General features: G+C 71.7%; 18 protein-coding genes. 5 read left to right on the top strand and 13 right to left on the bottom strand.

Annotated elements, in window-relative coordinates:
- Positions 1-2: 2 nt before the first annotated feature.
- From ACWFR4_RS02460 to pulA, 4 genes are all read left to right on the top strand, one after another.
- Complete coding sequence (locus tag ACWFR4_RS02460) at positions 3-914, top strand: sugar ABC transporter permease (protein WP_453463678.1); 912 nt, start codon at positions 3-5, stop codon at positions 912-914.
- Between the two features lie 59 nt (positions 915-973).
- Complete coding sequence (locus tag ACWFR4_RS02455) at positions 974-2,677, top strand: glycoside hydrolase family 13 protein (RefSeq protein ID WP_453650344.1); 1,704 nt, start codon at positions 974-976, stop codon at positions 2,675-2,677.
- Between the two features lie 110 nt (positions 2,678-2,787).
- The gene (locus ACWFR4_RS02450; protein ID WP_453650342.1) at positions 2,788-4,170 is read left to right on the top strand and encodes an alpha-amylase; all 1,383 of its coding nucleotides are present in this window, start codon (positions 2,788-2,790) and stop codon (positions 4,168-4,170) included.
- Between the two features lie 133 nt (positions 4,171-4,303).
- Complete coding sequence (gene pulA / locus ACWFR4_RS02445; protein WP_453650340.1) at positions 4,304-9,628, top strand: pullulanase-type alpha-1,6-glucosidase; 5,325 nt, start codon at positions 4,304-4,306, stop codon at positions 9,626-9,628.
- Between the two features lie 64 nt (positions 9,629-9,692).
- Here pulA and ACWFR4_RS02440 read toward each other — a convergent pair whose 3' ends face one another.
- The 8 genes from ACWFR4_RS02440 to ACWFR4_RS02405 form a co-directional block, all read right to left on the bottom strand.
- Positions 9,693-10,211, bottom strand: coding sequence for a GNAT family N-acetyltransferase (locus ACWFR4_RS02440; protein WP_453650338.1), 519 nt, complete (start codon positions 10,209-10,211; stop codon positions 9,693-9,695).
- Between the two features lie 4 nt (positions 10,212-10,215).
- Positions 10,216-10,947 (bottom strand): TetR/AcrR family transcriptional regulator, encoded by a 732-nt coding sequence (locus tag ACWFR4_RS02435; protein ID WP_453463692.1) that lies wholly within the window; start codon positions 10,945-10,947, stop codon positions 10,216-10,218.
- A gap of 56 nt (positions 10,948-11,003) precedes the next feature.
- Entirely contained in the window at positions 11,004-12,080 is a 1,077-nt protein-coding gene (locus ACWFR4_RS02430) for a PDR/VanB family oxidoreductase (RefSeq protein WP_453650336.1), read from the bottom strand.
- 2 nt (positions 12,081-12,082) lie between these two features.
- Positions 12,083-13,000 (bottom strand): metal-dependent hydrolase, encoded by a 918-nt coding sequence (locus ACWFR4_RS02425; protein ID WP_453463697.1) that lies wholly within the window; start codon positions 12,998-13,000, stop codon positions 12,083-12,085.
- A 95-nt stretch (positions 13,001-13,095) separates the two neighbouring features.
- A complete protein-coding gene (locus ACWFR4_RS02420; RefSeq protein ID WP_453463700.1) occupies positions 13,096-15,009 on the bottom strand; it encodes a hypothetical protein in 1,914 nt (637 codons plus the stop codon).
- Positions 15,010-15,064: 55 nt separating this feature from the next.
- Positions 15,065-15,577, bottom strand: a complete 513-nt coding sequence (locus ACWFR4_RS02415; protein WP_453463702.1) for a tetratricopeptide repeat protein — start codon at positions 15,575-15,577, stop codon at positions 15,065-15,067.
- A gap of 74 nt (positions 15,578-15,651) precedes the next feature.
- Entirely contained in the window at positions 15,652-16,452 is an 801-nt protein-coding gene (locus tag ACWFR4_RS02410) for a tyrosine-protein phosphatase (protein WP_453650334.1), read from the bottom strand.
- 76 nt (positions 16,453-16,528) lie between these two features.
- Complete coding sequence (locus ACWFR4_RS02405; protein WP_453650332.1) at positions 16,529-19,627, bottom strand: alpha-N-acetylglucosaminidase; 3,099 nt, start codon at positions 19,625-19,627, stop codon at positions 16,529-16,531.
- Positions 19,628-19,741: 114 nt separating this feature from the next.
- Between ACWFR4_RS02405 and ACWFR4_RS02400 the strand changes: the two genes are divergently transcribed.
- On the top strand, positions 19,742-20,203 hold the full coding sequence (locus ACWFR4_RS02400; protein WP_453650330.1) for a hypothetical protein: 462 nt from the start codon (positions 19,742-19,744) through the stop codon (positions 20,201-20,203).
- A gap of 30 nt (positions 20,204-20,233) precedes the next feature.
- Here ACWFR4_RS02400 and ACWFR4_RS02395 read toward each other — a convergent pair whose 3' ends face one another.
- The 5 genes from ACWFR4_RS02395 to ACWFR4_RS02375 all read right to left on the bottom strand — a co-directional run bounded on the left by ACWFR4_RS02395 (position 20,234) and on the right by ACWFR4_RS02375 (position 25,620).
- Entirely contained in the window at positions 20,234-21,745 is a 1,512-nt protein-coding gene (locus ACWFR4_RS02395; protein ID WP_453650328.1) for a DUF1996 domain-containing protein, read from the bottom strand.
- Positions 21,746-21,811: 66 nt separating this feature from the next.
- Positions 21,812-22,462: a response regulator transcription factor gene (locus ACWFR4_RS02390; RefSeq protein WP_453650326.1), complete on the bottom strand. Its 651-nt coding sequence runs from the start codon at positions 22,460-22,462 to the stop codon at positions 21,812-21,814.
- Positions 22,447-23,736, bottom strand: a complete 1,290-nt coding sequence (locus ACWFR4_RS02385; protein ID WP_453463719.1) for a sensor histidine kinase — start codon at positions 23,734-23,736, stop codon at positions 22,447-22,449. The genes ACWFR4_RS02390 and ACWFR4_RS02385 overlap by 16 nt, the downstream gene beginning before the upstream one ends.
- 162 nt (positions 23,737-23,898) lie before the next feature.
- Complete coding sequence (locus ACWFR4_RS02380) at positions 23,899-24,897, bottom strand: NAD-dependent epimerase/dehydratase family protein (RefSeq protein ID WP_453650324.1); 999 nt, start codon at positions 24,895-24,897, stop codon at positions 23,899-23,901.
- 126 nt (positions 24,898-25,023) lie between these two features.
- Positions 25,024-25,620, bottom strand: coding sequence for a winged helix-turn-helix domain-containing protein (locus ACWFR4_RS02375; protein WP_453650322.1), 597 nt, complete (start codon positions 25,618-25,620; stop codon positions 25,024-25,026).
- Positions 25,621-26,078: the final 458 nt, after the last annotated feature.

The following is a 26,078-nucleotide window of genomic DNA, read 5'->3' as shown; positions in this document are numbered from 1 at the left end:
CCATGAGCACCACGACCGTCGACACCCCGGCGACCGGCGCGCAGCCGGTCACCGAAGCCGTCCGCCCGCGCAGGGCGCGCCGGCGCGGCGAACGCAGCCGCCTCGCGACGTTCCTGTCGCACGGCGTGCTGAGCGTCGCGAGTCTGATAGCCCTGTTCCCGATCGCCTGGCTGGTCTATCTGTCGCTCGGCCCGGACAAGGACGACTACCTCCACCCCGGGCGCATCCTCGACAAGGCGACCTTCTCGAACTACTCGTTCGTCCTGGAGCACACCAACTTCTTCAAGTGGCTCGAGTCCACGCTGATCGTGTCCGTCGGCACGACGGTCGTCGGCGTCCTGTTCGCCGCCACCACCGGCTACGCCGTCTCGCGCATGCGCTTCCCCGGCCACCGCAAGCTGATGTGGATCCTGCTGCTTACGCAGGCGTTCCCGATCGCCGTCCTGATCGTGCCGATGTACGAGATCCTCGGCGACCTCGGCCTGATCGACACGTACGGCGGGCTCATCCTCGTGTACTGCTCGACCGCGGTGCCGTACTGCGCGTGGCTCCTCAAGGGCTACTTCGACACCATCCCGTACGAGATCGACGAGGCCGGCCGCATCGACGGGCTCTCGCCCTTCGGCACCTTCGCCCGGCTGATCGTCCCGCTGGCCAAGCCGGGCCTCGCGGTGGCCGCGTTCTACAGCTTCATCACCGCCTTCGGCGAGGTCGCCTTCGCCTCCACGTTCATGCTCGACGACGAGAAGTACACCTTCGCCGTGGGCCTGCGCAGCTTCGTCAGCGAGCACGACGCGCAGTGGAACTACATGGCGGCGACTGCGGTGTTGATCGCCATTCCGGTGTCCGCGTTCTTCTACCTTGTCCAGAGGAACCTGGTCACCGGCCTCACGGCGGGCGGCACCAAGGGCTGAGCCCGGCCGCTCCGCCCGCCTCCCGCACGCACGCAAACCCCTGACGCAGCAAGGACACCATGAGTCAGCACACTGCCGACACGGCGCAGGCCCCCACGACCTCCGCCTCGACCTCCGTTCCCGCGCAGGCGTCCACCGACTGGTGGCGCGACGCGGTGATCTACCAGGTCTATCCGCGCAGCTTCGCCGACAGCAACGCCGACGGCATGGGTGACCTCGAAGGCATCCGCGCCCGGCTCCCGCACCTCAGAGACCTCGGCGTGGACGCGGTGTGGCTCAGCCCGTTCTACGCGTCCCCGCAGGCGGACGCCGGCTACGACGTCGCCGACTACCGTGCCGTGGACCCGATGTTCGGCTCCCTCCTCGACGCGGACGCCGTGATCCGCGACGCGCACGGACTCGAACTGCGCGTCATCGTCGACCTCGTGCCCAACCACTCGTCCGACCAGCACGAGTGGTTCAAGCGGGCCCTCGCCGAAGGACCCGGATCGCCGCTGCGCGAGCGTTACCACTTCCGGGCCGGCAAGGGCGCGAACGGTGAACTGCCGCCCAACGACTGGGAGTCCATCTTCGGCGGCCCCGCCTGGACGCGCGTCGCCGACGGCGAGTGGTACCTCCACCTCTTCGCGCCCGAGCAGCCCGACCTCAACTGGGAACACCCCGCCGTCGGCGACGAGTTCCGCTCCATCCTGCGGTTCTGGCTCGACATGGGCGTCGACGGCTTCCGCATCGACGTCGCGCACGGCCTCGTCAAGGCCGAGGGCCTGCCCGACCTCGGCGCGCACGAACAGCTGAAGCTGCTCGGCAACGACATCATGCCGTTCTTCGACCAGGACGGCGTGCACGACATCTACCGCGCCTGGCGTCTGATCCTCGACGAGTACGCCGGTGAGCGGATCTTCGTCGCCGAGGCGTGGACCCCTACCGTCGAGCGCACCGCGAACTACGTGCGCCCCGACGAGCTGCACCAGGCCTTCAACTTCCAGTACCTGTCCTCCTATTGGGACGCGACGGAGCTGCGCGACATCATCGACCGCTCGCTCGACTCGATGCGTCCCGTCGGCGCCCCCGCCACCTGGGTCCTGTCCAACCACGACGTCACCCGGCACACCACGCGCTACGCCAACCCGCCCGGCCTCGGCACCCAGCAGCGCGTCGCCGCGGAGCCGGCGCTGGGCCTGCGCCGCGCCCGCGCCGCGACCCTGCTCATGCTGGCGCTGCCCGGCTCCGCGTACGTCTACCAGGGCGAGGAGCTCGGCCTGCCCGACGTCGTCGACCTGCCCGACGAGGTGCGGCAGGACCCGTCGTTCTTCCGCGCGGCCGGGCAGGACGGTTTCCGCGACGGATGCCGGGTGCCGATCCCGTGGACCGTCGACGGACCCTCGTACGGCTTCGGGGCGGGCGGCTCGTGGCTGCCGCAGCCCGCGAACTGGGGCGCGCTGAGCGTCGAGGCGCAGACCGGGGTGCCCGGCTCGACCCTGGAGATGTACCGCTCGGCGCTGGCCGTGCGGCGCGCGCACCCGGCGCTCGGCGCGGGTGACTCCGTCGAGTGGCTGGCGGCGCCCGAGGGCGTGCTCGCGTTCCGGCGGGAGCCGCGCGGCGACGGCGAGGCGTTCGTGTGCGTCGCGAACACGACGGGCGCCGCGGTGCGCATGACCGTGTCGGGCCGGGTCCTGCTGACCAGCTCGGCCGCCGACGACATCGAGCACGGTGACGGTCACGCGGTCGTTCCCGCCGACACGACCGTGTGGTGGACCGTCTGACGTTCTGAACCGCTCTCCCCGGCCCCCGCGCGGCCGGGGAGGGCATCCCCCCACAGCCCCCTGCTATTGGCAGGGACACCTCATCAGCACACCGACGTGCAGGAGGAAACATGGCTATCAGATCGCGGGCGGCCGCGCTCGCCCTCGCGGCCGGCACCCTCATAGGGGCCGCCGGATCCGCCGGGACGGCTCAGGCGGCCCCGCCCGGCACCAAGGACGTCACCGCCGTCCTCTTCGAGTGGCGGTTCGACTCGGTGGCGAAGGAGTGCACCGCCCGGCTCGGCCCCGCCGGCTACGGATACGTCCAGGTCTCGCCGCCCCAGGAGCACATCCAGGGCTCCCAGTGGTGGACCTCGTACCAGCCCGTCAGCTACAAGATCGCGGGCCGTCTCGGGGACCGTACGGCCTTCAAGAACATGGTCGACACCTGCCACGCGGCCGGCGTCAAGGTCGTCGCCGACACCGTGATCAACCACATGGCGGCCGGATCGGGCACCGGCACCGGCGGCTCCGCGTACTCCAAGTACGACTACCCCGGCACCTACTCGGCCGCCGACATGGACAACTGCACCGCGCAGATCAGCAACTACCAGGACCGCTTCAACGTCCAGGAGTGCGAGCTCGTCGGCCTCGCCGACCTCGACACCGGCGAGGAGTACGTGCGCGGCCGCATCGCCACGTACATGAACGACCTCCTCTCGCTCGGCGTCGACGGGTTCCGGATCGACGCCGCCAAGCACATCGCGGCCGCCGACCTCGCCAACATCAAGTCGCGGCTCAGCAACCCGAACGCCTACTGGAAGCAGGAGGCGATCTACGGCGCCGGTGAGGCGGTCTCGCCCAGCGAGTACCTCGGCACCGGCGACGTCCAGGAGTTCCGCTACGCCCGCGACCTCAAGCGCGTCTTCCAGAACGAGAACCTCGCCTACCTCAAGAACTACGGCGAGGGCTGGGGCTACATGGCCTCCGGGCAGTCCGCCGTCTTCGTCGACAACCACGACACCGAACGCGGCGGCGACACCCTCAACTACAAGGACGGCGCCGACTACACCCTGGCGAACGTCTTCATGCTGGCCTGGCCCTACGGATCGCCGGACATCAACTCCGGCTACGAATGGACCGACAAGGACGCCGGACCGCCCAACGGCGGCACGGTGAACGCCTGCTGGCAGGACGGCTGGAAGTGCCAGCACGCCTGGCCCGAGATCCAGTCCATGGTCGCCTTCCGCAACGCCACCCGCGGCCAGTCCGTCACCGACTGGTGGGACAACGGCACCGACGCGATCGCCTTCGGCCGCGGCGGCAAGGGCTACGTCGCGATCAACCACGAGTCCTCCGCGCTCACCCGCACCTACCAGACGTCGCTCGCCGCGGGCACGTACTGCGATGTGCAGAGCAACAAGGCGGTGAGCGTGAACAGTTCGGGCCAGTTCACGGCGATGCTCGGGTCGAACACGGCCCTCGCCCTGTACGCCGGCAAGTCCGGCTGCTGACCCGGATCCCGGCCCCGCCCCTTTCCCGGTAACCCCCGTTCCGGCTGCCCGGCGCGTCCTCCCCGCTCGCGCCGGGCGGCCCTGTCCGTGCACCCCTGTGTCCCTCCCGCCACCCTCCCGCCGAGGAGTTCCCGTGATACGCCCCGCCCTGCCGCGAAGAACAGCGGCCGTCCTCGCCGTCGCCCTGTGCGCGGCCCTGGCCCCGGCCCTGCCCCTGGCGGCGGCCGCCCAGAAGCCGCCCGCGCCGCCGTCCGACGCCCGGCTCGCCGCCGCGCCCGCGCGGCACGACCTCACGCGCGAGCAGTTCTACTTCGTCATGCCGGACCGCTTCGCGAACGGCGACACCTCCAACGACCGCGGCGGGCTCACCGGTTCACGCTCGGCGACCGGCTACGACCCCACGGACAAGGGCTTCTACCAGGGCGGCGACCTCAAGGGCCTGACCGAGCGGCTCGACTACATCAAGGGCCTCGGCACCACCTCCATCTGGCTCGCCCCGATCTTCAAGAACCGGCCCGTCCAGGGCGAGGGCAAGGACGCCTCCGCCGGGTACCACGGCTACTGGATCACCGACTTCACGCAGGTCGACCCGCACTTCGGCACCAACGCGGACCTCACGAAGCTGATCGCCCGCGCGCACGCCAAGGGCATGAAGGTCTTCTTCGACGTCATCACCAACCACACCGCCGACACCGTCGACTACGCCGAGAAGGAGTACGGCTACCGCCCCAAGGGCGCCTACCCCTACCTCGACACCCAGGGCCGCCCCTTCGACGACCGGGACGGCATGCGCAAGGTCGACGCCGACTCGTTCCCGTACACCCCGAAGAACACCGGGCAGAAGGTGCCCGCCTGGCTCAACGACCCGGCGATGTACCACAACCGGGGCGACTCCACCTTCGCCGGGGAGAGCGCCGAGTACGGCGACTTCGGCGGGCTCGACGACCTGTGGACCGAGCGGCCCGAGGTCGTCTCCGGCATGGAGAAGATCTACGAGCGGTGGGTGCGGGACTTCGACATCGACGGGTTCCGCATCGACACCGTCAAACACGTCGACCTGGACTTCTGGACGCAGTGGGCCACCGCCCTCGACGCGTACGCGAAGAAGCACGGCAGGCCCGACTTCTTCATGTTCGGCGAGGTGTACTCCGCCGACACCGACGTCACCTCCCCGTACGTCACCCGCGGCCGCCTCGACGCGACCCTCGACTTCCCCTTCCAGGACGCGGCCCGCGCCTACGCCTCCCAGGGCGCCTCCGCCGACCGTCTGGCCAAGGTCTTCGCCGACGACTACAAGTACGCCTCCGGCAAGGCGAACGCGTACGAGCAGGTCACGTTCCTCGGCAACCACGACATGGGCCGCATCGGCTCCTTCCTCGAGGCCGACGACGCGAAGGCGTCGGACGCCGACCTCGTGCGCCGCGACAAGCTCGCCAACGCCGTGATGTTCCTGTCGCGCGGCAACCCCGTCGTCTACTACGGCGACGAGCAGGGCTTCACCGGCTCCGGCGGCGACAAGGACGCCCGGCAGACCATGTTCGCCTCCAAGGTCGACGACTACCTCGACGACGACGAACTGGGCACCAACCGCACCCACGCCGAGGACTCCTACGACACGAGCGCACCGCTCTACAAGGAGATCGCCGCTCTCGGAAAGCTCCGCAAGGACAACCCCGCCCTGGCCGACGGCGTCCAGACCGAGCGCTACGCCAAGGGCTCCGTTTACGCGTTCTCGCGCACGGACGCGAAGACCGGCACCGAGTACGTCGTCGCCCTGAACAACGCCGCCGAGGCCAAGGACGCCACCTTCGCGACCGGCTCGTCCGGCACCCGCTTCGACGGCCTCTACGGCACCGACAAGGCCGTGACCAGCGGCTCCGACAAGGACGTCACCGTCACCGTGCCGGCCGGTTCCGCCGTCGTCTACAAGGCCGCCACGCCGCTGCCCGCCCCCGCCGCCAAGCCCTCGGTCACCCTCCACGCCCCCGCCGCCGGGGCCACCGGAACCGTGACCCTCCAGGCCGACACCGACGGCGGACAGCTGGGCCGCGTGGTCTTCGCCGCCCAGACCGGCAACGGCGCCTGGCACACCCTCGGCTCCGTCGACCACGCGCCGTACCGGATCACCCAGCACATCCCCGACACGGTGGCCGCCGGAACACCCCTGCGGTACAAGGCAGTTGTGGTCGACCGTGCCGGACGCACCGCCAGTGACCTCGACGCGACGACGGCGGGGCAGGCGCCCGCGCCCGCGAAGCCCAGCGCGGTCGACCGCGCCTACGCCGTCGTGCACTACAAGCGGACCGACGGCGACTACGGCGACTGGCAGCTCAAGTCGCCGTCCGGAACAGGGGACTTCACCGGTCGTGACGCGTACGGCGCCTTCGCCTGGGTGAAGCTCGACAAGGACGCCGGCTCCGGCAGCCTCACGTACACCGTCGAGAAGAACGGCGCCGCCGACGGCCCGCAGCGAACCATCGACCTCGGCGCGACCGGCGAGGTCTGGGTCGAGCAGGGCAAGGACGGCCAGGTCACGACCGCCCCCGACGGCACCTACCCGCCGCAGGACAAGACCAAGGCCGTCCTGCACTACCAGCGCGCCGACGGCGACTACGACGGCTGGGGGCTGCACACCTGGACCGGCGCCAAGAACCCCACCGACTGGTCCAAGCCCCTGGAGCCTGTCAAGAAGGACGCGTACGGCGTCACCTTCGAGGTGCCGCTCGCCGACGGCGCGACGTCACTGAGCTACATCCTCCACAAGGGCGACGAGAAGGACCTGCCCACCGACCAGTCCCTCGACATCGCCGCCAACGGCAACGAGGTCTGGCTCCTCGCCGGACAGCCCCGCCCCGTCCTGCCGCAGACCGGCGGAGCGCCCGACCTCGACCTCGCGAAGTCCGAGGCGCAGTGGATCGACCGCGACACGGTCGCCCTGCCGTCGGACGGCACGGCGGCCCTGTCCGCCCAGCTCGTCTACGCCCAGGACGGCGGCATCACCGTCAAGGACGGAGCGCTCAGCAGCGAGGGGCAGTGGCTGCGCCTGAACAAGGCCGTCGGCGGGCTCACCGACGCCCAGCTCGCCCGCTTCCCGCAGCTGAAGAAGTACGACGCCTACACCGTCGACCCCCGCGACCGGGACCGGGTCGGCGACGCCCTGAAGAGCCAGCTGATCCTCACCCGCCGCATCGCCAACGGCGCGCTCGTGACCGCAACGGGCGTACAGACAGCGGGAGTTCTCGACGACCTGTACGCGCAGAAGGCCGGCAAGGCGTCACTCGGCCCCGTCTTCACCAAGGGCGGGGTCACCCTGTCCGTCTGGGCGCCCACCGCCCAGTCCGTCGCCCTCGACCTCGACGGGCACACCGTTGCCATGCGCCGCGACGGCGCGACCGGCGTCTGGTCCGTGAAGGGCCCGCGCTCGTGGCAGGGCAAGCAGTACCGCTACGCCGTGAAGGTGTGGGCGCCCACCGTCCAGAAGGTCGTCACGAACAAGGTCACCGACCCGTACTCCACCGCCCTCACCGCCGACTCGGAGCGCAGTCTCGTCGTCGACCTCGACGCGAGGAACCTCGCCCCGTCCGGCTGGTCGGCGCTGAAGAAGCCGAAGGCCGTGCCGCTGCGCGACGCGCAGATCCAGGAACTCCACATCCGCGACTTCTCCGTCGAGGACCGCACCGCCAAGCACCCCGGCACCTACCTCGCGTTCACCGACAAGGACAGCAAGGGCAGCCGGCATCTGCGCGAGCTCGCGAAGGCCGGCACGTCGTACGTGCACCTCCTGCCCGCCTTCGACATCGCCACGATCCCCGAGAAGAAGTCCGAACAGGCCACCCCCGACTGCGACCTGACCTCGTACGGGGCGGCCTCGGAGCAGCAGCAGGAGTGCGTTGCCAAGAGCGCGGCCAAGGACGCCTACAACTGGGGCTACGACCCGTACCACTACACCGTCCCCGAAGGCTCCTACGCCAGTGACCCGGACGGCACCGCACGCACCGTCGAGTTCCGCAAGATGGTCGGGTCCCTGAACGCGGACGGGCTGCGCGTCGTCATGGACGTCGTCTACAACCACACCGCCGCGAGCGGTCAGGCGAAGACGTCGGTGCTCGACCGCATCGTGCCCGGCTACTACCAGCGCCTCCTGGCCGACGGCTCCGTCGCCACGTCCACGTGCTGCGCGAACACCGCGCCCGAGAACGCGATGATGGGCAAGCTCGTCGTCGACTCGATCGTCACCTGGGCCAAGGAGTACAAGGTCGACGGCTTCCGCTTCGACCTGATGGGACACCACCCCAAGGCCAACATCCTCGCCGTCAGGAAGGCCCTCGACGCGCTCACCGTCGCGAAGGACGGCGTCGACGGGAAGAAGATCATCCTCTACGGGGAGGGCTGGAACTTCGGCGAGGTCGCCGACGACGCCCGCTTCGTGCAGGCCACGCAGAAGAACATGGCGGGTACCGGCATCGCCACCTTCTCCGACCGGGCCCGCGACGCCGTGCGCGGCGGCAGCCCCTTCGACGCCGACCCCGGCGTCCAGGGCTTCGCCTCCGGCCTCTACACCGACCCCAACTCCTCGAAGGCGAACGGCACCGAGGCCGAGCAGAAGGCCCGCCTCCTGCACTACCAGGACCTGATCAAGGTCGGTCTGACGGGGAACCTCGCCGCCTACAGCTTCACCGGCAGCGACGGCCGCACGGTCAAGGGCGCGGACGTCGACTACAACGGCGCACCCGCCGGATACGCCGACGCGCCCGGCGACGCCCTCGCCTACGCCGACGCCCACGACAACGAGTCGCTCTACGACGCGCTCACCTACAAACTGCCCGCCTCCACCACCACCGCGGACCGCTCGCGCATGCAGGTCCTCGCCCTCGCGACGGCCGCGCTCTCCCAGGGCCCCGCGCTCTCCCAGGCCGGCACCGATCTGCTGCGTTCCAAGTCCCTCGACCGCAACTCCTTCGACAGCGGCGACTGGTTCAACGCCATCCACTGGGACTGCCGCGACGGCAACGGCTTCGGGCGCGGACTCCCGCCGGCCGCCGACAACAAGGACAAGTGGCCCTACGCCACACCCCTGCTGACCTCGGTGCCCGCCGCGAAGTGCGCGGACATCGAAGGGACGTCCGCCGCGTACCGGGACCTGCTGAAGATCCGCACCACGGAGCCGACGTTCGGCCTCGCAACGGCCGGGCAGGTGCAGGAGAAGCTGTCCTTCCCGCTCTCCGGCAAGGAGGAGACGCCAGGGGTGATCACCATGCGTCTCGGTGACCTCGTCGTCGTCTTCAACGCCACACCGAAGACACAGGAGCAGCGCGTCGGCGCGGCCGCGGGCACGTCGTACCGGCTGCACCCGGTGCAGGCGGCGGGCGCCGATGCCGTGGTGAAGTCCGCCTCGTACGACGCCGGTTCGGGAACGTTCAAGGTTCCGGCGCGCACGGTGGCGGTGTTCACGCGCTGACCGGAAGGAAAGCCGGACGCCCGGCACGACAGGGGTACCGCCCCTGCCGTGCCGGGCGTTCGCGTCAGCCGACCCGCTTCTCCATGAGCGTCACCGCGTACTTGCTGCCGCCCGCGCCCGACTTGAACGGCTGCTCGCCCACGACGGCGTAGCCCGCACGCTCGTAGTAGGCCCGCAGCCGGGGGTTGGTCGACACACAGTCCAGGCGGCACAGGGCGCGGCCCGCGGCGGCGACCCGCTCCTCGGCGTGCGCGAGCAGCGCGCGGCCCGTACCGGCCGGGGCGCCGCGCCGCACCATGAGGCGGTGCACATAGCCGGCCTCGGGCGGCCGGACACCCCACGCGGGCTCGTCGTCCCACCACAGCTCGTACGCGCCGGCCCCGGCGCCCTGCGCGTCGTCGGCGAACCACACCTCGCCCTCCTTGATGCGGAGGCGGAAGTGGTCCTCGGTCTTCTCGCCGGGCTGCCACTGGTCGATGCCCTGCTCCACCATCCAGCGCGCCGCCCCGTCGTACAGGGCGACGAGCGCGGCGAGGTCGTCGGGCCCGTCGGACGCCCTGCGGAACGTGAGTCGTGGCGTCATGGAGTCATGATCCCGAGGGGGCGGGCGCGAGTGCGAGAAGACGCCCGATGAGGTCGCCGAACGTCCCGTCGGCCGGCTCGTCGGCCAGGATGTGGCGCAGCAGACCCGCCATCTCCTCGTCGTACGCGGCGCTCACCGCGGCGAGCGCCGCGAAGTCGTGCACGAGCTGGGCCTCCAGCTCGCGGCGCGGGATGCGCCGCCCGTCCAGCCAGATCAGCGCCGTGGACTCGGCGAGCGAGATCCACGACCGCACCACCAGTTCGAGGCGGGGCGGCGGGTCGGTGACGCCGAGGTGCGTGAGGATCTGGACGTACGCGGCCTGCCGGACCGAGTCGATGAGCGCGTTCGTCGTCGACGCTGTGCTTATTGAGCAGGCTCCGCCTGCGGAGACGGCGGGCCCGCCCCGCATCAGCGCCGAGAAGCCGGGCCCGTGCTCGTCCACGAAGTCGAAGAACCGCCCCATGACCCGGATGAGCCGGGCCCCGAGCGGACCGTCCTGCGGCTCCTCGAAGCGCTGCGCGAGATCGTCCGCCGCGCGCCTCAACGCCGCCTCGTACAGGCTGAGTTTGCCCGGGAAGTAGTGGTAGACCAGCGGCCGGGAAATGCCCGCGGCCGCGGCTATCTCGTCGATGGAGACGTCGTCGGGGGAGCGGTGGCTGAACAGTTCGAGTGCGACCCCGATCAACTGCTGCCGCCGCTCCTCGACTCCCATCCTGCGGCGCACCCCGGTTGTCATACGAACACCCTACCGAGCGATTCCGGCCTCGTGCGGAGCACGTCCGCACGAGCCGGTCACAGGTCGAGCACGAGGCGCTCCCCGCGCGCGCGGGAGACACAGATCAGCATCGAGTCGTCACGCTCCGAGTCCGTGAGCAGCTCGTCCCTGTGGTCGATCTCGCCCTCCAGGACCCGCTGTTGGCACGTCCCGCAGAACCCCTGCTCGCAGGAGTACGACACGTTCGGCACCTCGGCGCGCACCGCTGCGAGCACCGAAGTGCCCGCCGGTACGGGGACGGTGCGGCCGCTGCGGCGCAGTTCGACCTCGAACGGGCCGTTCCCGTCGGCCGACGTGTGCGGTGCGAACCGTTCCAGATGCAGCTCGCAGTGGCCGGGAAGCGCCGTGGCCACCGCCTCCATCAGTCCTTCCGGCCCACAGCAGTAGACGGCGGTTTCCGGCATCGAATCCGCGAGCAGACCGGCCAGATCGGGGCGCCCGTCCTCGTCCTCGGCGACGACGCGCACCCGGCCCCGCTCGCCGCCGAGCTTCTCCGCCTCCTCCAGGAACGGCATCGACGCGCGCGTGCGGCCCGCGTACAGCAGCCGCCAGTCGGCGCCCCGGGCTTCGAGGGCCCGCAGCATCGGCAGGATCGGCGTGATGCCGATGCCGCCCGCGACGAACACGTACGACGGGGCGCCGACGGCGAGGGGGAAGCGGTTGCGCGGCCCGCGCACCTCGACCTCCGACCCCTCCTGGAGCTGCTCGTGCACCTCGCGCGAACCGCCCCTGCCGTCCTCGATGAGCCGGGTCGCGACGGTGTACGACGAGGTGTCCTCGGGGTCGCCGCACAGCGAGTACTGCCGGATCAGCCCCGACGGCAGGACGAGGTCGAGATGCGCGCCGGGCTCCCAGGGTGGCAGGTCATGACCCTCCAGGCGCAGCTGGACGACGCCGTCGGCGACGGACTCGTGCCGGGTGACGAGGAGCCGCAGGGCACGCGCGCGCGGACGCCCCGAGACGGGCTCATCGAGGGCGGGCATCGGCCACAGCGGAGACGCCTGGATGCGGCGGCGCAGCGCGCGGCGCGCGAGCAGCGCGGTGCCGGTGACGAGCAGGACGGTACGCAGCCGTGGGGTGCGGAGGCGGGGCATGGTCAGACGGCTCCGTTCGGGGTCCGGGCTTCCGCCGCCGTGGCGGCGGGGGAGGTGGCCAGATAGGCGACCGCCTGCGCGGTGCTGCCCTCCTGGGAGGGGTGGTAGGAGCGGCTGAGGTAGCGCGGGATGGACTTCACCATGGCGCCCGTGGAAGGCAGGACGCCCCGCTTCCCGCCCCGGTAGAACTCCTTGAACGACGCCTTGCCGTCGAGCACCGTCGGGTCGTTCTCCATGAAGAAGCGCGCCCCGCGCTGCCACAGGAACATCAGTGCCGAGAACGCGAGTGCCCAGGTCCGCACCCGGCGCCGGTAGCCGCCGTCGACGTGCTCGAACAGCTCGAAGGCGACCGAGCGGTGCTCGACCTCCTCCGCGCCGTGCCAGCGCAGCAGGTCCAGCATCGTGGGGTCCGCGCCCTTGCGGTCCAGCTCGTCCGCGTTCAGCACCCAGTCGCCGAGGAACGCGGTGTAGTGCTCGATCGCGGCGATGAGCGCGACCCGCTCCATCAGCCACCACTCGCGCGCCCGCCCCGGCGGCAGCGTCCGGTCACCGAGCAGCTTCTCGAAGAACCAGTCGACCTGAGCGGTGTACGGGGTCGGGTCGAGCCCCTGCTCCTTGAGGTGCGGCAGCACCTCGTCGTGGGCCTGCGAGTGCATGGCCTCCTGGCCGATGAACCCGATCACGTCCTCGCGGAGCCGGTCGTCGCGGATGTACGGCAGGACCTGCTTGTAGACGTGCACGAACCACCGCTCTCCGGCGGGCAGCAGGAGATGCAGCACGTTGATCGTGTGCGTGGTGAAAGGGTCGTCCGGTATCCAGTGCAGCGGTGTCCTGTCCCAGGAGAAGGAGACCCTGCGTGCCTTGAGCGCGACGCGCTCGTCAGCGACGGGCCGCGGTGCCCGGCTCTGCGTATTAGACATGGCGTCAATGTACTGACGGGTAGGGGACGGGTACACCCCTCGTGCACCGTTTTCTTTACGGACGTGTCAGCAAGGGGTGTCCCGCGGCGCCGGGTTCAGCGCAGGGCGCCCACCTCGCGGCCCGTCGCCGTGCGGCCGGTCAGCTTCGTCCTGGCTCCCTGCCGGGTGGGCGCGGCCAGAACGTTGTCCGTGGCGCGGGCGCCGCCCGACGACGCGATCGACGTGACCTGCCTGCTCGCGGCGGCCACCACGTACCAGGTGCCGCCCCGTGACTTCCACAGCACGCCCGCGAGAACCAGCGGGTCCCGGCTGCCGCAGGCCGGGGTCCCCTCCGACTTCGCGGCGACCGCCGCCGTCGTCCCGCCGGGCGCCGTGAACAGGGCCAGCGTCCGCGCCCCGCCGCCCCGCCAGGTGTCGGCCCGCGCGCACGCCCAGTCCGCCGCGCCGCTGCCCTCGGGGAGCTGCTGGCGCGCGTACGCCCAGGAGTTGACGGTGCGCACGCCGTGCGAGCGTACGGAGGTGAGGGAGCACGCCGAGTGCTGCCAGTCGGCCGCGACCGCCTCGCGCGGCGCGCCCGGGCGTCCCGCGGTGAGATGCGCGGGCACCAGCTCGCCGAGATCGGTCGAGAGCCGCGTGCCCGCGTCGTCCTGCAGCGCGAGCGCGTTCCAGGACGTGCAGTCGCGGGCGAGCGCCGGGCTGGCGAACGGGGCCGTCACGCCGTCGGGGGCGCGGCCGAGCGGCATCGGTGCCGCCGACGGTTTCAGCAGGTTCCGCACGGCGGCGCCGCGCACCCAGGGCGCCGTCAGATAGCGCACATTGCCGTCGGCCCGGTCCACGACCAGGGCGCCCGACTCCGGGCCCGTGGCGCCGTCCGCCCGCGCGAAGTCGAGCGCGGCGCCGCTCGTGCCGTCCTTCGGCTCCGCGTACCGCACGATGCGCAGCCCGTCGTAGAAGAGCACGATCCGCGCCTGGTCGACCTCGCCCGCGTACAGCAGCTGAGGGGGTCCGGGCGGGGCGCCGGCCTGGGTTCCCGGTGTCGCGGAGACCTGGACGGAGCCGCCGGGCCGCGCCCAGACCGCGAGAGCGCGCCGCAGCAGCGGCCGGTCGCCGGTCAGGGAGCCGCGCGCGGGCCAGACGGAGAAGTCCGTGCGGGCCGACGTCTGCCACGCCGTGGCCGGGACCCTCGTCAACCTGCCCGGATCCAGGGCGGCCAGGCCCGCCGGGTTCTGCGCGTACGCGGGCGCCGCGGCCCCGTCCGGGGCCCAGCCGCCGCCCGGCAGGCCGAGCAGCGCCCCGCACACCAGCGTCGCCGCGGCGGCCGCGATCACGGCCTTCACATGCTGCCTGCGCCGCATGAGGTCCGGCGGCCTGGCCTGGAGCGAACACGGGTCGAACTCGGTCGACTCCAGCAGGGCGAGCGCGTCCTTGCCCGCGGGCACGGCCACGCGGTCCGCCTCGGCGAGCGCCGCGTCCGGGTCCTCGGCGCCGGCCGCGCCCAGCATGTTCCGTACGGCCCCGTCGTCGAGCCGTTCGAGACCGCGCAGGACGAAGGCGGCGCGGCCGGGGCCGCTGAGCGCGGACAGCCCCTGGTCCAGGGCCAGTTCGTCGGCACCGCCCGAGCGCGGGAAGAGCCGCAGGCCCCACACCTGGGGGAGCAGTGGCGGCAGCTGCGAGCGCCGCGGCCAGGCCCTGCGCCGCAGCGGGCGGCCCGCGTCGAGCGCGGTGCGCAGGACCCTGAGCCGTACGAATCCGTAGCCCGGATCGCCGTTGCGCCCCTCGGCGGTGCGGGGCGCCGGGACGGCCGCGGCGTCGGCCGCGGTACGTGCGCGCGGCAGGGCGCGCTGGGTCAGGGAGTGCGCCGTGAGCACCCGGCGGTTGCGGCCGAGGCTGGGCGGGAGCACCAGATAGGCGAGCCGGACGAGCCGCGGGTAGTGCTCCACGAGAGCGGCCTCGGCCTGCTCCACGTCGACGACCGGACCGGGACGGGGGACGACATCCTGTGACTGCACCTTCGACTGCACGTTCAGCTGAACGAGCGAATCGTCGGATGGTCACTTCACGGTGTCACCCCGGCTCCGGCTCCGGTTCGACCAGCAGGCGGGCGTAATTCGCCATCGACCTCTGGTACCGGGGCAGATGGGGCGCGAGCGCGCCGAGCGCGAGCGACAGGCCCTCGCGGTCCCGGCCCAGGCTGGACAGGCACAACGCCAGCGTGGCGCGCACGGCGTCGTCCAACTCGTCGGAGGGCGCGTCGAGTTCGGGCGTGAGAAGCGCCACACCTTCCTCGGGCCGGCCGATGTTGCGCAGGGAGCTGGAGAGCTGGATCTTCGCGCGGCGGCCCCGGTAGCCGGACAGGCCGAGCTTCAGGGCCTCCTGGTACAGCGGCACGGCCCTGTCCGAGTGGCCGGTCGAGTCGAAGGCGCAGCCGCGCTCGAACGGGCCGACCGGGCTGCCGTCCGGCAGCTCGGCGACGAGGTCGTCGATGACGGCGCGGAAGTCGCCCGCGGTGGACTCGTCGTAGCCGTCGATGCCCGCCCACGCCGCGGCCACGCGCACTTCCCAGTCTTCGCTGCTCATCGGGTCACCATGGCACGGATGTGCCCACGTGGCACAGGGGTTTCGCCGGGACCCCGCGGCACCCGCGCCCCGCGTCACCCGGCCGTCAGCCGCTGCCGGATCCGCTCCACCGCCTCGTCCGGCACCCCGAGTCCCTCGCGCACGTACCTCTCGAAGTCCCCGTACCGCACCGCCACCTCGTCCTGCGCGGCATGCAGGTACGACGCCCGTACGCCGATCAGCGCGAGCGCGATCTCCGGGTCGCCGCCCTGCGCGGTGAACCCCTCGACGAGCGGCGCGAAGGCCTCACGCACCGCCGAGTTGACCGACAGGTACTCCGCTTCCAGGGCCGCCTCGTCCGCGCCGAGAAGCGTCAGGACGACCGTCGCGGCCCAGCCGGTGCGGTCCTTGCCCGCGGTGCAGTGGAAGAGCAGCGGGCCCGTGTCGGGGTCGGCCAGTTCGGTCAGGAGCGTGCGGTAGGCGGCCCGCGCCGAATTCGTCGAGACGAGGGCGCGGTAGGTGTCGGCGAAGAGCGCCTCGGCGCGCCCGCCGCCGAGCTTCTCGTCGGCGAGCGCCGGGTCGGACAGGACCTGCTTGAGCTGCGCGGCGGCGGGCGCGGCCCCGGTCTGGGCGATCTTGTCGGCGAGCGCGTCCGCGACCAGGACCTGGACGCCGTCGGGGACGTGGTCCGGGTAGGAGGCACGCTCGGCGTTCGTGCGGAAGTCCACGATCGTGCGGATGCCGAGCGCGGAGAACTCCGGATCGGCGGCGGGGTCGAGCCGGTCGAGCTGCCCGGACCGCAGGGCGAGGCCCGGGCGTACGGCGCGGCCGCCGGACAGCGGGATCCCGCCGAGGTCACGGAGGATGGCGACGGTGGTGGAGGGGATCGCGGGCATGGGCGGGACTCCAGAGGTCGCAGCCGTGACCGGATACACGGCTTTTGTCCCGCCCATTCTGACCCAGCGCCAGGATCTACCCGAGCTGCCAGCCGTCGAACTCCACGGTGCCGCGCGTCCCGCCGCCCCCGTTCGTCGCCGTCATGAAGAGCCCCACGTCCTGAGCCGCCGTCCCTGGCACGGCCACGGTCGCCACGGTGCGCCAGGTCGCCCCGTCGTCCGTCGAGCACTCACCCGTGTACGAGCCGCCGGACCGCGTCAGCCTCAGCGTCACCGGCGCCTTGATCCCGGTGATGCGCCGGTACGTGTCGAGCGTGCCGTCGCCGTTCGTGTCGTACGACAGCACGACCCCGTTGGACGGCGTCACGGACAGGTTCAGGAACCCCGGGGAGCCGGGCGTCGCCAGGGAGTTGCGGACGATGAGGCCCGCCCGTGCCCACGCGCCCGTGGCGGCCTGCGACGTCACCTTCACCTGCGCCGACGACCCGCCGGCGAAGGCGCCTTCGCGGTACGCCGAGCCGAACTCCGTGGTCCCCTTCCACAGGTCGGCGCCGGCCCCGTCGATCGCGTACCGGTCGCCCAACTGCCCGAAGACGGCGGCATTGTTGGTGACGGTCCGCCACGCGCCGCCGAGCGGCCCGGCCTCGAAGAGCGTGCCCGCGTGGACCGACGTCACCCGGTCCTCGCCCTGCGGCCCGTACCGCACGGAGAGCTCGTACGGCAGGGGCCGCAGCGGCCGGTCCAGGGGCGTGCCGGGGGCGCTCGCCTGCCAGCGGACCTTGCCCGCGCCCGCGGGCGCGACGCTCGGCAGGGACGTGGGGCCCTCGGGCGCGGCGTCGATGCCGGACAGCGTGAAGTCCACGCGGCCGGTCGCCCGCAGCCCGTTGACGTTGCGGAAAGCGGCCTCCACGCGCGCGTGCCCGCCGGGAGGGAACGCGGCCGGCTGGGCGGTGACGGTCAGCGAGCCCTGGTAGGGCGCCCGCGCGAGCACGTCACGCACGCGCGCGGCCGTCTTGTACGCGTCCCCGATGGGCCGCAGCGGATAGTCCTTGCGCTCCAGGGTCCACTGCTCCTCGAACGCGAACCAGTCGACGGCCGCGGGCGCCGACCCCGTGGCGAGCGCGTCCTCCAGGACGTCCAGCCACTTCTGCCAGCGCGGCACGTAGAAGTCGGACATCAGGCCGTGCCACTCGCGGTTGGCGTACTCGTGCAGGTTCCCCGGATCGGACGTCGCGCGGTCGCCCCACACCGTGATGAGCACCTTCGCCGTGCGCTCGAACTCGGCACGCTCGCCGTCGCTCGTCGCGAGCCGCCGCGCGTCGTCGATCCACGGCCCGAGCAGGAACGCCGGATGCGTCCCGGTCACGTCGTCGGACAGCCGCATCAGCTTCAGCCACAGCGTCGCCAGGGCCCGGAAAGCGTCCCGGTCCTTCCGCGCGTACGCGGCCCGCAGCTGCGGCAGGAGCTGCCGCGAGCGGTGCGCGAGCGCCTGCCGCGCCACGTCCACCAGGTCGTACTTGTACGCGGCGGAGCTCCGCAGCCCGCCGGCCACGCCGAGCAGCCCGCTCAGGGCCGCGTCGAAGCGCCCCGGATCGTAGGTGAGGGCGCGGGGCGCGTACTCGGCGGCCCGGTTCGCGGCCAGGTCGGGCCGGGCGCAGAACAGAGAGTCGTGCGCGTCGCTGCGCTCCACCGCGGTGTGCTGGTACGCGGTGTCGTGCAGGGCGCGCCAGGCGGCCCGCGCATCCGCGTCCTTGCCCCCGTAGCGGAAGTCGGCGTACCCGGAGAACCAGGCCGCCCGGTCCACCTTGCTCCCGGTCCACGCGAGTTCGGAGAACAGCTCGAAGGCCGCCGGGTCGCGGTCGGTGCCCTCCGGCATGAACGCGGTGCCGGTGAGCGCGCTGCCCGCCTTGTCGCGCCACGCGAAGAACTTCTCGTTCCAGATGTGGGCGCGGGCGCCGATGGTGGTCCGCCCACCGAAGTTCGGGATCGTGCCGAAGGCGTAGGGGGTGCCGCCCCAGTCCTTCTCGCGGTCGGTGACGGTCGTGAAGCGGTCGGAGACGCCGTCGACGATCAGCATGCGCTTCTTGTCGATCGCGTCGATGAGCGCCGGCAGCGGGTTGGCCTCCCAGCCGAGAATCACCCACGTGGCTCCAGGATGCGCCTTCTGGAGGGCCTTCTCCACGCCGCGCGCCGCGTCCGGCACGGGCACGTCACCGGCGGTGCCGCCCTCGTGCAGCAGGTCCATCTTGAAGTGCCCGGCCGCGCCGAACAGATCCCGCTGATGCCCGTAGAACGAGGCGGCCACGTCGGCGAAGGACCGGGTGCGCGGGTCGAGCCAGTCGGGCCGGTCGAAGCCGTGCCAGCTGCCCTGCGGCACGACGTGCGCGTCGCCGCCGTTGCGTTCCACGAAGCCGTGGGGGACATGCCCGTAGTAGCCGGGGAACACGGGCGACATGCCGAGCTCGCGCAGCCTGCCGGTGATCTTCCGGCCCAGCTCCACGCGCTTCGCGATGAGTTCGGGCGAGAGCGGTCCGCCGTACCCCGACAGGTTCTGCAGGAGCCACCACGGCTGGTGCGTGGGCGCCGGCAGCCAGGCGCGCGACTCCGCGTCGCTGTACCCGAAGTCCTTCAGGACGCGCTCGTACACGGCCTCCGTGCCCGCGATGACAAGGACCTCGTTGCAGCCGTGCAGCGCGAGGACGTCGATCATCCGCTCCCAGTACGGCCAGTCGGCGTACGGTGCGGTGTAGCCGTCGTTCGTGTCGTTGAGCGCGAACCGGTGGGGGAGCGCGGTAGATCTCTCCAGCGGGCGCGGGGGCGCCGGCAGCGTCTTCGGCAGGTCGAGCTGGCTGCCGTTCCACGCGATGTGCGTTCCGCAGACGTACTTGAGATACCAGTGAACTCCCGTGAGCAGCACGGCCGGTGTCGTACCGGACACCGCGATCTTTCCCCGGGTGCCGGTCACCCGGAACCGGTCGCCGCCCTGCGGGGAGAGGAGTCCGAGGCTGAACTGGTCCGCGTGTCCGGGGAGCAGCCTGTTGAGTGCGGAGCGTACGGGAGCCGTATCGAAGGCAGGGCCCTCGGCGGCGTGAGCCGTGACGGGGAACCCCGCGGCGGCTCCCAGGCCGATGGCGCCGGCGGTGCCGAGGACGGAACGTCGCGACGGTGCGGTCATAGGTGTGCCCCCTGCGTCGGATGATGCGGCGCACGGTAACCCTGTGACCCCCCTCGCTCAACGGTGTGTACGGAGCTGGCGAGTTCGTGTCGCCGCACGGGACGGAAGGAAACGATGGGAATGACGCGACGCATGCGGCGCATATGGGTGACGGGAGCGATGGTCTCGCTCGCGGTCCTGACCGGCTGCGGATCGCACGGCGACACCGTGCCGAAGACCGCGACCGGCAGCCTGGAACAGCTCGCGGCCAGGGCGAAATGCAGGCCCGACATCCAGACGGACGCCGACGAACTGCGCCAGGCCACCTGCGGCGACGGCGCCGACCGCTACATCCTCGCGACCTTCTCCACCGACCGCGGCCAGGCCGAGTGGCTCGACCAGGCCGACGACTACGGCGGCACGTATCTGATCGGCCGCCGCTGGATCGCGGTCGGCGGCGACAAGGCGGTCACAGCGCTGCGCGGTCGGCTCGGCGGGACCGTGGAGAAGTCCTCCTCGCACCACTCGGGGAGTAGCGGTGGCGGGGGTCACGAGGCGGACGGGCACTCCGGGCACTACGGTCACCGCGCGAGCTGACCGCGCAGCAGTCGACGGGGGGTCAGGCTGTCAAGTACAGCGCTGACCCCGGTTGATGCAGCTCGCGACGCGCTTCATCAGGCCGTCGTCGAAGACGTTGATGAAGTCGCCGTGGTCGGTCACGGGCTTGTGCAGCTGCTCGGGGAACGAGTCGACGGCGAAGCCGGGGCCGGGCGGGACGTCGTACACGATGCGCTGCTGCAGCTGGGGAATCGCCTGGAAGCCCTGCGGGCAGGCCCCGCTGGCGGGGTCGGCGAAGGCGACGTGCGTTCGGTGGTTGGCGCTGTCGGTGTTGCGCCCGTCCCAGCAGCTCTGGAACTTGAACGACCGCACGACCTTGCTGCCCTCCGGGCAGATCGGGTACTTGTCCTTCAGCTGGCGGTCCTCGAAGCCGGTGCAGCTCCAGGACGCGTTCGCGTTCGCGTCACCGTTGGTGAAGGCCTTGGCGTCACCTGTGATGATGCGCAGGAACCGTGGCATGGCGACGACCTTGGCGGCCGGATTTCCGACGAACTTCAGCGTGACCGAGGCAGGGGTCTGGATCTCGCCGACATTCTGGTCCTTGCCGCCGCCGTCGGCCTGCGCGTCGTTCTCGTCCTTTCCGTTCTGGAGGCGCAGAACAGGCCAGTAATAGGTCGACTTGTCACCCTGGTTACGGCAGCTCGTGTCGCCGTTCGCAAGATCGTCGTCACTGGCGAAGGCGTCGTTCGCCTGATTTCCCACGTAGTCGTGCATATGGTGCGCGCCATTGCTCACGCCGGGCGCCACGATGACGTTGTCGGGATTGAACTTGCCGTTCTCGTTGCGCCCGCATTTCGTGGTGAACGTGCCGCGGGAGGCGGCGCCCTGGTTGCGCGGCGTCTTGACGTTGGGCTGGACGGAGTTGATGTCGACGAAGTCGGAGGCGTCGGGGCCGTTGCCGTTCTGCTGATCGCCGTCCCCCTGCTGGCCGTCGCCCTGCCCGTCACCCTGCTGACCGCCGTCGCCTTGCTGACCGCCGTCCTGCTGGCCTCCGTCCGCGGGGGCGGACGGCGCGGCCGAGCCCGCCGGAGGGCTGCCGTCGGTGCCCGCCGACCTGGCCGTGCAGGCCGCGAGGTCCTTCATGCCCTCGGGCGACGTCCCGCCGGCCCGGCTGATCTCCAGGCCGATCCGGTCGATGAGGGTCGAACGCCGCTCCTTCAACGGCTGCAGAATGCTGTTCTGCACAAAGTTGGGATCCCGCGCCGCCGCGTCCCGCGAGGCCGCGAGGCGCTGGTACGACTCGGTGATCTGGCTGTCCATCGTGGCCAGTTCGCCGTCGACCTCCGACCGCGCGGCGTCCGGCACGTCGGACAGCCCGTTGCCCACGTCGGGGCAGTCGATCGTGGCGACCTGCTGCTGTTGCTGCTGCGCTCCGTCGCCGCGCTGCGCCGGGTTCTCCTCGTGGGCGGACGCGTAGACGTTCACCGCGACCAGCCCTCCTCCACCCAGGAGCAGTGCGGCCGACGCGACCGTCATGCGCGTCGCGAGTGACGAGCGCCGTTTTCGTGATGTGCGTCCCATGGGGCTACGTACGCAACACGAGGGCCCCTTGTTCAAAGAGAGCGCCGGTGATTTCCCGGCGGATTCTCAACGGCCCTGATCCAGATAGGCGATGACGGCGAGAACGCGCCGGTTGTCGTCGTCCGACACCGGAAGTCCCAGCTTCAGAAAGATATTGGAGGTGTGTTTCGCGATCGCCCGTTCCGTGACGACGAGTTGGCCCGCGATGGCCGCATTCGACCGACCCTGTGCCATGAGTTCCAGAACCTCCATTTCGCGCGGTGTCAGACCGCCGAGCGGCGCCTGCGCGGCCCGCCGTGAAAGGAGCTGCTGGATCACCTGGGGGTCCATCGCGGTCCCTCCCGCGGCGACCCGGCGCACCGCGTCGATGAACTGGTCCGCGTCGAACACCCGGTCCTTGAGCAGATAGCCGATCCCGCCGTTCCCGTCGGCGAGCAGCTCGCGCGCGTACAGCTGCTCCACGTGCTGCGACAGGACGAGGACCGGCAGTCCGGGCCGCGCCCGCCGCGCGGCGAGCGCGCACTGCAGCCCCTCATCCGTGTGCGAGGGCGGCAGCCGTACGTCGACGACGGCGATGTCGGGCTCCAATTCGGCGAGCGCCTTGGTGAGTTCGGGCCCGCTCTCGACGGCCGCGGCGATCTCGAAGTCGTACGCCTCCAGCATCCGCACCAGACCGTCGCGGAGCAGGAAGAGATCTTCGGCTAGGACAACGCGCAAGGAATCTCCATCGTCACCATGGTCGGACCGCCCGCGGGGGAGCTGACGGCGAGGATGCCGTCGAATGTACCGAGCCGGCGCTCGACCCCGCTCAGCCCCGACCCCGCTCCGATGCTCGCGCCGCCCTTCCCGTTGTCGGTGACGGCGATACGCAGCATGCCCGCCGCGCCGGTGTGGTGCACGTCGACCCAGACGCGGTCGGCCCCCGAGTGCTTGACGGCGTTCGTGAGGACCTCGCTGACGGCGAAGTACGCCGCCGACTCGACGGGCGCCTCGGCGCGGCCCGGCAGGTCCACGTCGACGTCGGTGGTGACCGGCAGCCGCAGCGCGAGCGCCTTCACCGCGTCACCGAGGCCGCGCTCGGCGAGGACCGGCGGATGGATGCCGCGGACCAGGTCGCGCAGTTCGGTGAGGGCGTCGGCGGAGGATCTGCGGGCCTGCGCGAGCAGCTCCTTGGCCTTCTGCGGGTTCTTCTCGACCAGCGCCTCGATCGTGCCGAGGTCCATGCCCATGGCGACCAGGCGGGCCTGCGCGCCGTCGTGCAGGTCGCGCTCGATGCGGCGCAGCTCGGCGGCCGAGGTGTCGACCGCTTCGCGCCGCGTCTGCGTCAACACCTCGACTCGGGCGGCCAGTTCTCCCGTGTCCGGGGTGAGGATCGCGCGGGTCAGCTGGAAGTGGGCACGCAGCAGGAGGGGGGCCGTGAAGTAGCCGGCCACCAGGAGTGCGTTGGCGAGGCCGGCGGCCTGGAACGCGGAGCCCTGACCGCTGATGGGCACGAACCCGTACCACCAGCCGACATACGTGCCGTCCGTGAAGACGCGCCACAGGCCCGCCGCGAGGGCGTACCCCTCCAGCGGATAGAAGATGACCGCGGCCGGCAGGAGCGCCGTCACGAACCCGGCCGTCATGTCGACGAGCAGCCACAGCAGGTCCCGCCATGTCGCCGGGTCGCCGAGCATCAGGCGGCAGCGCTCCGCCTGCCCGACGAGCCCGGTCCGCACATCGGCGGGGAAGGGCCGGTACAGCGCCGGGACGCGGATCCCGTACCACTCGGCGGCGAGGACGCGCCGCCGGTTCGCCCAGGACCTGACCAGGGAGAGCACCGCGGGCGTGGTGAGCACACCGACACCCAGGACGATGAACACGATCGAAAGGACGGACAGGACGAAGAGGGTGAGCGACCCGGCGAAACCCACCACCGCCAGCACGAGGCCACGCGCCCCCGCCACCAGGGCGCGGCGCGCCCGCCCGCCGCCCGCACCCGATGCGTCCATCCCGCTCTCCGTCCACCGCCCGGCCCGTACGCCCCCAGTCTCCCCGGCCGGGGCCGTACGGGGCATGGGGCCGGGCACCCGTCCGGGGGTGTATCTGGCACCACCCCCAGACACCTCAGTGACTCAGTGCCTCAGTGCCTCAGTGCCTCAGTGACTCAGGCCTCAGGTCTCCAGGACCTTGGCCTCCGTCGCCGGGTCGAGGCCGAGGACCGGCCGGTCCGGGCGCTGCGGGGCCGTCCCGCCGATGGACTCCAGCCAGGCCCAGGTGTCGGCGACGGTCTCCTCGACGGGCCGGCACCGCAGCCCCGCCGCGACCGCCTTCGCCACGTCACCGCTGTGCAGCGCGGCATGCATGTCACCGCCCGGCGGCACCCACACCGGCAGCTGCATCCACGGCTCGATCCCGGCCGCGGTGATCACCTCGGGAGCGGTCCAGCGCAGGTCGGCGTCACTCCCGGTGACCCGGACGCAGGCGTCGAGCAGCCCTCCCATGGTGGTGTGCCCGGAGGGACTGATCACGGTGTACGGGCCGCTCAGTCCGGCCTGCGCCGCGTCGAGGACCCAGGTGGCGAGGTCGCGCACGTCGATGTACTGGAGCGGCAGTTCGCGGGGGCCGGGGGCGAGCACGGGGCCGCCCCGCGCCATCCGGGCCAGCCACCACGGGAGCCGGCCGATGTTCTCGTACGGCCCGAGGATCAGACCGCACCGCACCAGCAGGGAGCGGTCCGAGCCGAACTCGTCGACCGCCGCGAGCTCACCGCCCCGCTTGTCCCGCGCGTAGTCCGTCTGCTCCGCGTCCGGCGAGGCACCGGCGACGACCTGGGCGTCCTCGGTGTAGCCGGGCGGGGGCGCCCACTCGTACACGGACGAGCTCGACACGTATACGTAGCGGCCCGCACGCCCCGCGAGCAGCCGGGCGGAGTCGCGGACCACGCGGGGCGCCGCGGCCCAGGTGTCGACGACGACGTCCCACTCGCCCTCGCTCTGCGCGAGCGCGGCGAGCCCGCCGTCCGCGGTGCGGTCCCCGTGCAGGGACCGCACCCCTTCGGGCGCCGCGTGCCGCCCGCGATGGAACACGGTCACGTCCCAGGACCGGGCGACCGCGGCCTCCACCACGGCGCGCCCCACGAATTCCGAACCGCCCAGCACCAGAAGTCTCATGCCGGTGACTCTGCCCGCTCGCGGCGCGTCAGGGAATCGGTTTCTGCCCGTGGGAGAACGATTCGGCCGAGGGAGGCCGAGGGAGGCCGGAGGACGGCACCTCGCCCGTCCGTCACCGTCCGTCGGTCACCGCGTCGCCGGCGGGGCGTACTTGTACCCCACCCGCCGCACCGTCTGGATCACCTGACGGTGCTCGGTCCCGAGCTTGCGCCGCAGCCGCGCGACATGGACGTCGACCGTCCGTCCGTCGCCCACGTGCCCGTAGCCCCACACCGTGGTCACGAGCTGGTCGCGCGTGTGCACCCGGTGCGGATGCGCGACGAGGTGCGCGAGCAGCTCGAACTCCAGGTACGTCAGGTCGAGTTGGCGCCCGTCGACCCATGCGGTGCGCTGCACGCCGTCGATGCTGACGAGAGCGTCGGTGCCGGTGCCGCTGTTCCGCGACGCGGCTTCGGGCCGCGGACCGGGCTCGTCGGGCACCGGGAGCAGCTGCTGCTGGTCCGCGGGTACGAGCACCAGGTAGCCGATCATCGGCGGCCGGCCGGGGAGCGTGGGCAGGGTGTGCGGGGGAGCGGGCAGCCAGGTCGCGCCCGGCGGCAGGAAGTCCGCGACGTCGACCACCTCGTCCCGGTCGACGGCGCGCAGCCGGTGGCGGCCGGAGACGGCGGGGGAGGGGGCGGCGGTCACGGAGGAAGCGGTGGAGAAGGAACGGGTGTTCGCCATGAGTGGTCAACTCTTTCGCGCGAGGAGTCATCGAGATCGTCGAGAACTGCGAGGTCGCAGAAGGACCTACGTCGTGCGCGCGGGCCGAACGCCGGGGTGAGTCGGCTTTAGAGGGCCTGCGCGTTCTCCGCGCGGCAACACACCCGGTCGAAGTCATGGTGCTGACGGGAAGGCCAGAAGGGCTCGAGGTCGTGGCGACCCGTCGCGGTGTTCTGGAAGCTGGCCATGGCCCCATTGAAGCAGACGGGGGCGCGGGGCAGGACCCCCCTCTCACCGGTCGGACGGCACCTTGGCGTGAACTTGACGTTCCGCACGGCTCTCCGGACGGGCAGTGCGAAGGGGGGCCCCCCGCCCCGGGGGGGGCCCACCCGGGAGCACGGGCCCCGGGTCAGGCCAGGCCCGGCGACTCGCAATCGCGGGAGCCGGTGTGGGGGATGAGGCGCGGGACGCAGTTCGGG

It is taken from the genome of Streptomyces sp. NPDC055140, assembly GCF_053607285.1.
The sequence above is the reverse complement of the archived record's forward strand: the minus strand, read 5'-3'. Positions and strand labels throughout refer to the sequence as shown.

What these genes read in the sequence shown, in the direction of transcription:
- ACWFR4_RS02385 (WP_453463719.1), bottom strand. Translation starts at nt 23,736, where the DNA reads ATGGACGCATCGGGTGCGGGCGGCGGGCGGGCGCGCCGCGCCCTGGTG.
- ACWFR4_RS02395 (WP_453650328.1), bottom strand. Translation starts at nt 21,745, where the DNA reads ATGGGACGCACATCACGAAAACGGCGCTCGTCACTCGCGACGCGCATG.
- ACWFR4_RS02410 (WP_453650334.1), bottom strand. Translation starts at nt 16,452, where the DNA reads ATGCCCGCGATCCCCTCCACCACCGTCGCCATCCTCCGTGACCTCGGC.
- ACWFR4_RS02460 (WP_453463678.1), top strand. Translation starts at nt 3, where the DNA reads ATGAGCACCACGACCGTCGACACCCCGGCGACCGGCGCGCAGCCGGTC.
- ACWFR4_RS02450 (WP_453650342.1), top strand. Translation starts at nt 2,788, where the DNA reads ATGGCTATCAGATCGCGGGCGGCCGCGCTCGCCCTCGCGGCCGGCACC.
- ACWFR4_RS02440 (WP_453650338.1), bottom strand. Translation starts at nt 10,211, where the DNA reads ATGACGCCACGACTCACGTTCCGCAGGGCGTCCGACGGGCCCGACGAC.
- ACWFR4_RS02400 (WP_453650330.1), top strand. Translation starts at nt 19,742, where the DNA reads ATGGGAATGACGCGACGCATGCGGCGCATATGGGTGACGGGAGCGATG.
- ACWFR4_RS02425 (WP_453463697.1), bottom strand. Translation starts at nt 13,000, where the DNA reads ATGTCTAATACGCAGAGCCGGGCACCGCGGCCCGTCGCTGACGAGCGC.
- ACWFR4_RS02375 (WP_453650322.1), bottom strand. Translation starts at nt 25,620, where the DNA reads ATGGCGAACACCCGTTCCTTCTCCACCGCTTCCTCCGTGACCGCCGCC.
- ACWFR4_RS02415 (WP_453463702.1), bottom strand. Translation starts at nt 15,577, where the DNA reads ATGAGCAGCGAAGACTGGGAAGTGCGCGTGGCCGCGGCGTGGGCGGGC.
- ACWFR4_RS02430 (WP_453650336.1), bottom strand. Translation starts at nt 12,080, where the DNA reads ATGCCCCGCCTCCGCACCCCACGGCTGCGTACCGTCCTGCTCGTCACC.
- ACWFR4_RS02435 (WP_453463692.1), bottom strand. Translation starts at nt 10,947, where the DNA reads ATGACAACCGGGGTGCGCCGCAGGATGGGAGTCGAGGAGCGGCGGCAG.
- ACWFR4_RS02455 (WP_453650344.1), top strand. Translation starts at nt 974, where the DNA reads ATGAGTCAGCACACTGCCGACACGGCGCAGGCCCCCACGACCTCCGCC.
- ACWFR4_RS02405 (WP_453650332.1), bottom strand. Translation starts at nt 19,627, where the DNA reads ATGACCGCACCGTCGCGACGTTCCGTCCTCGGCACCGCCGGCGCCATC.
- ACWFR4_RS02380 (WP_453650324.1), bottom strand. Translation starts at nt 24,897, where the DNA reads ATGAGACTTCTGGTGCTGGGCGGTTCGGAATTCGTGGGGCGCGCCGTG.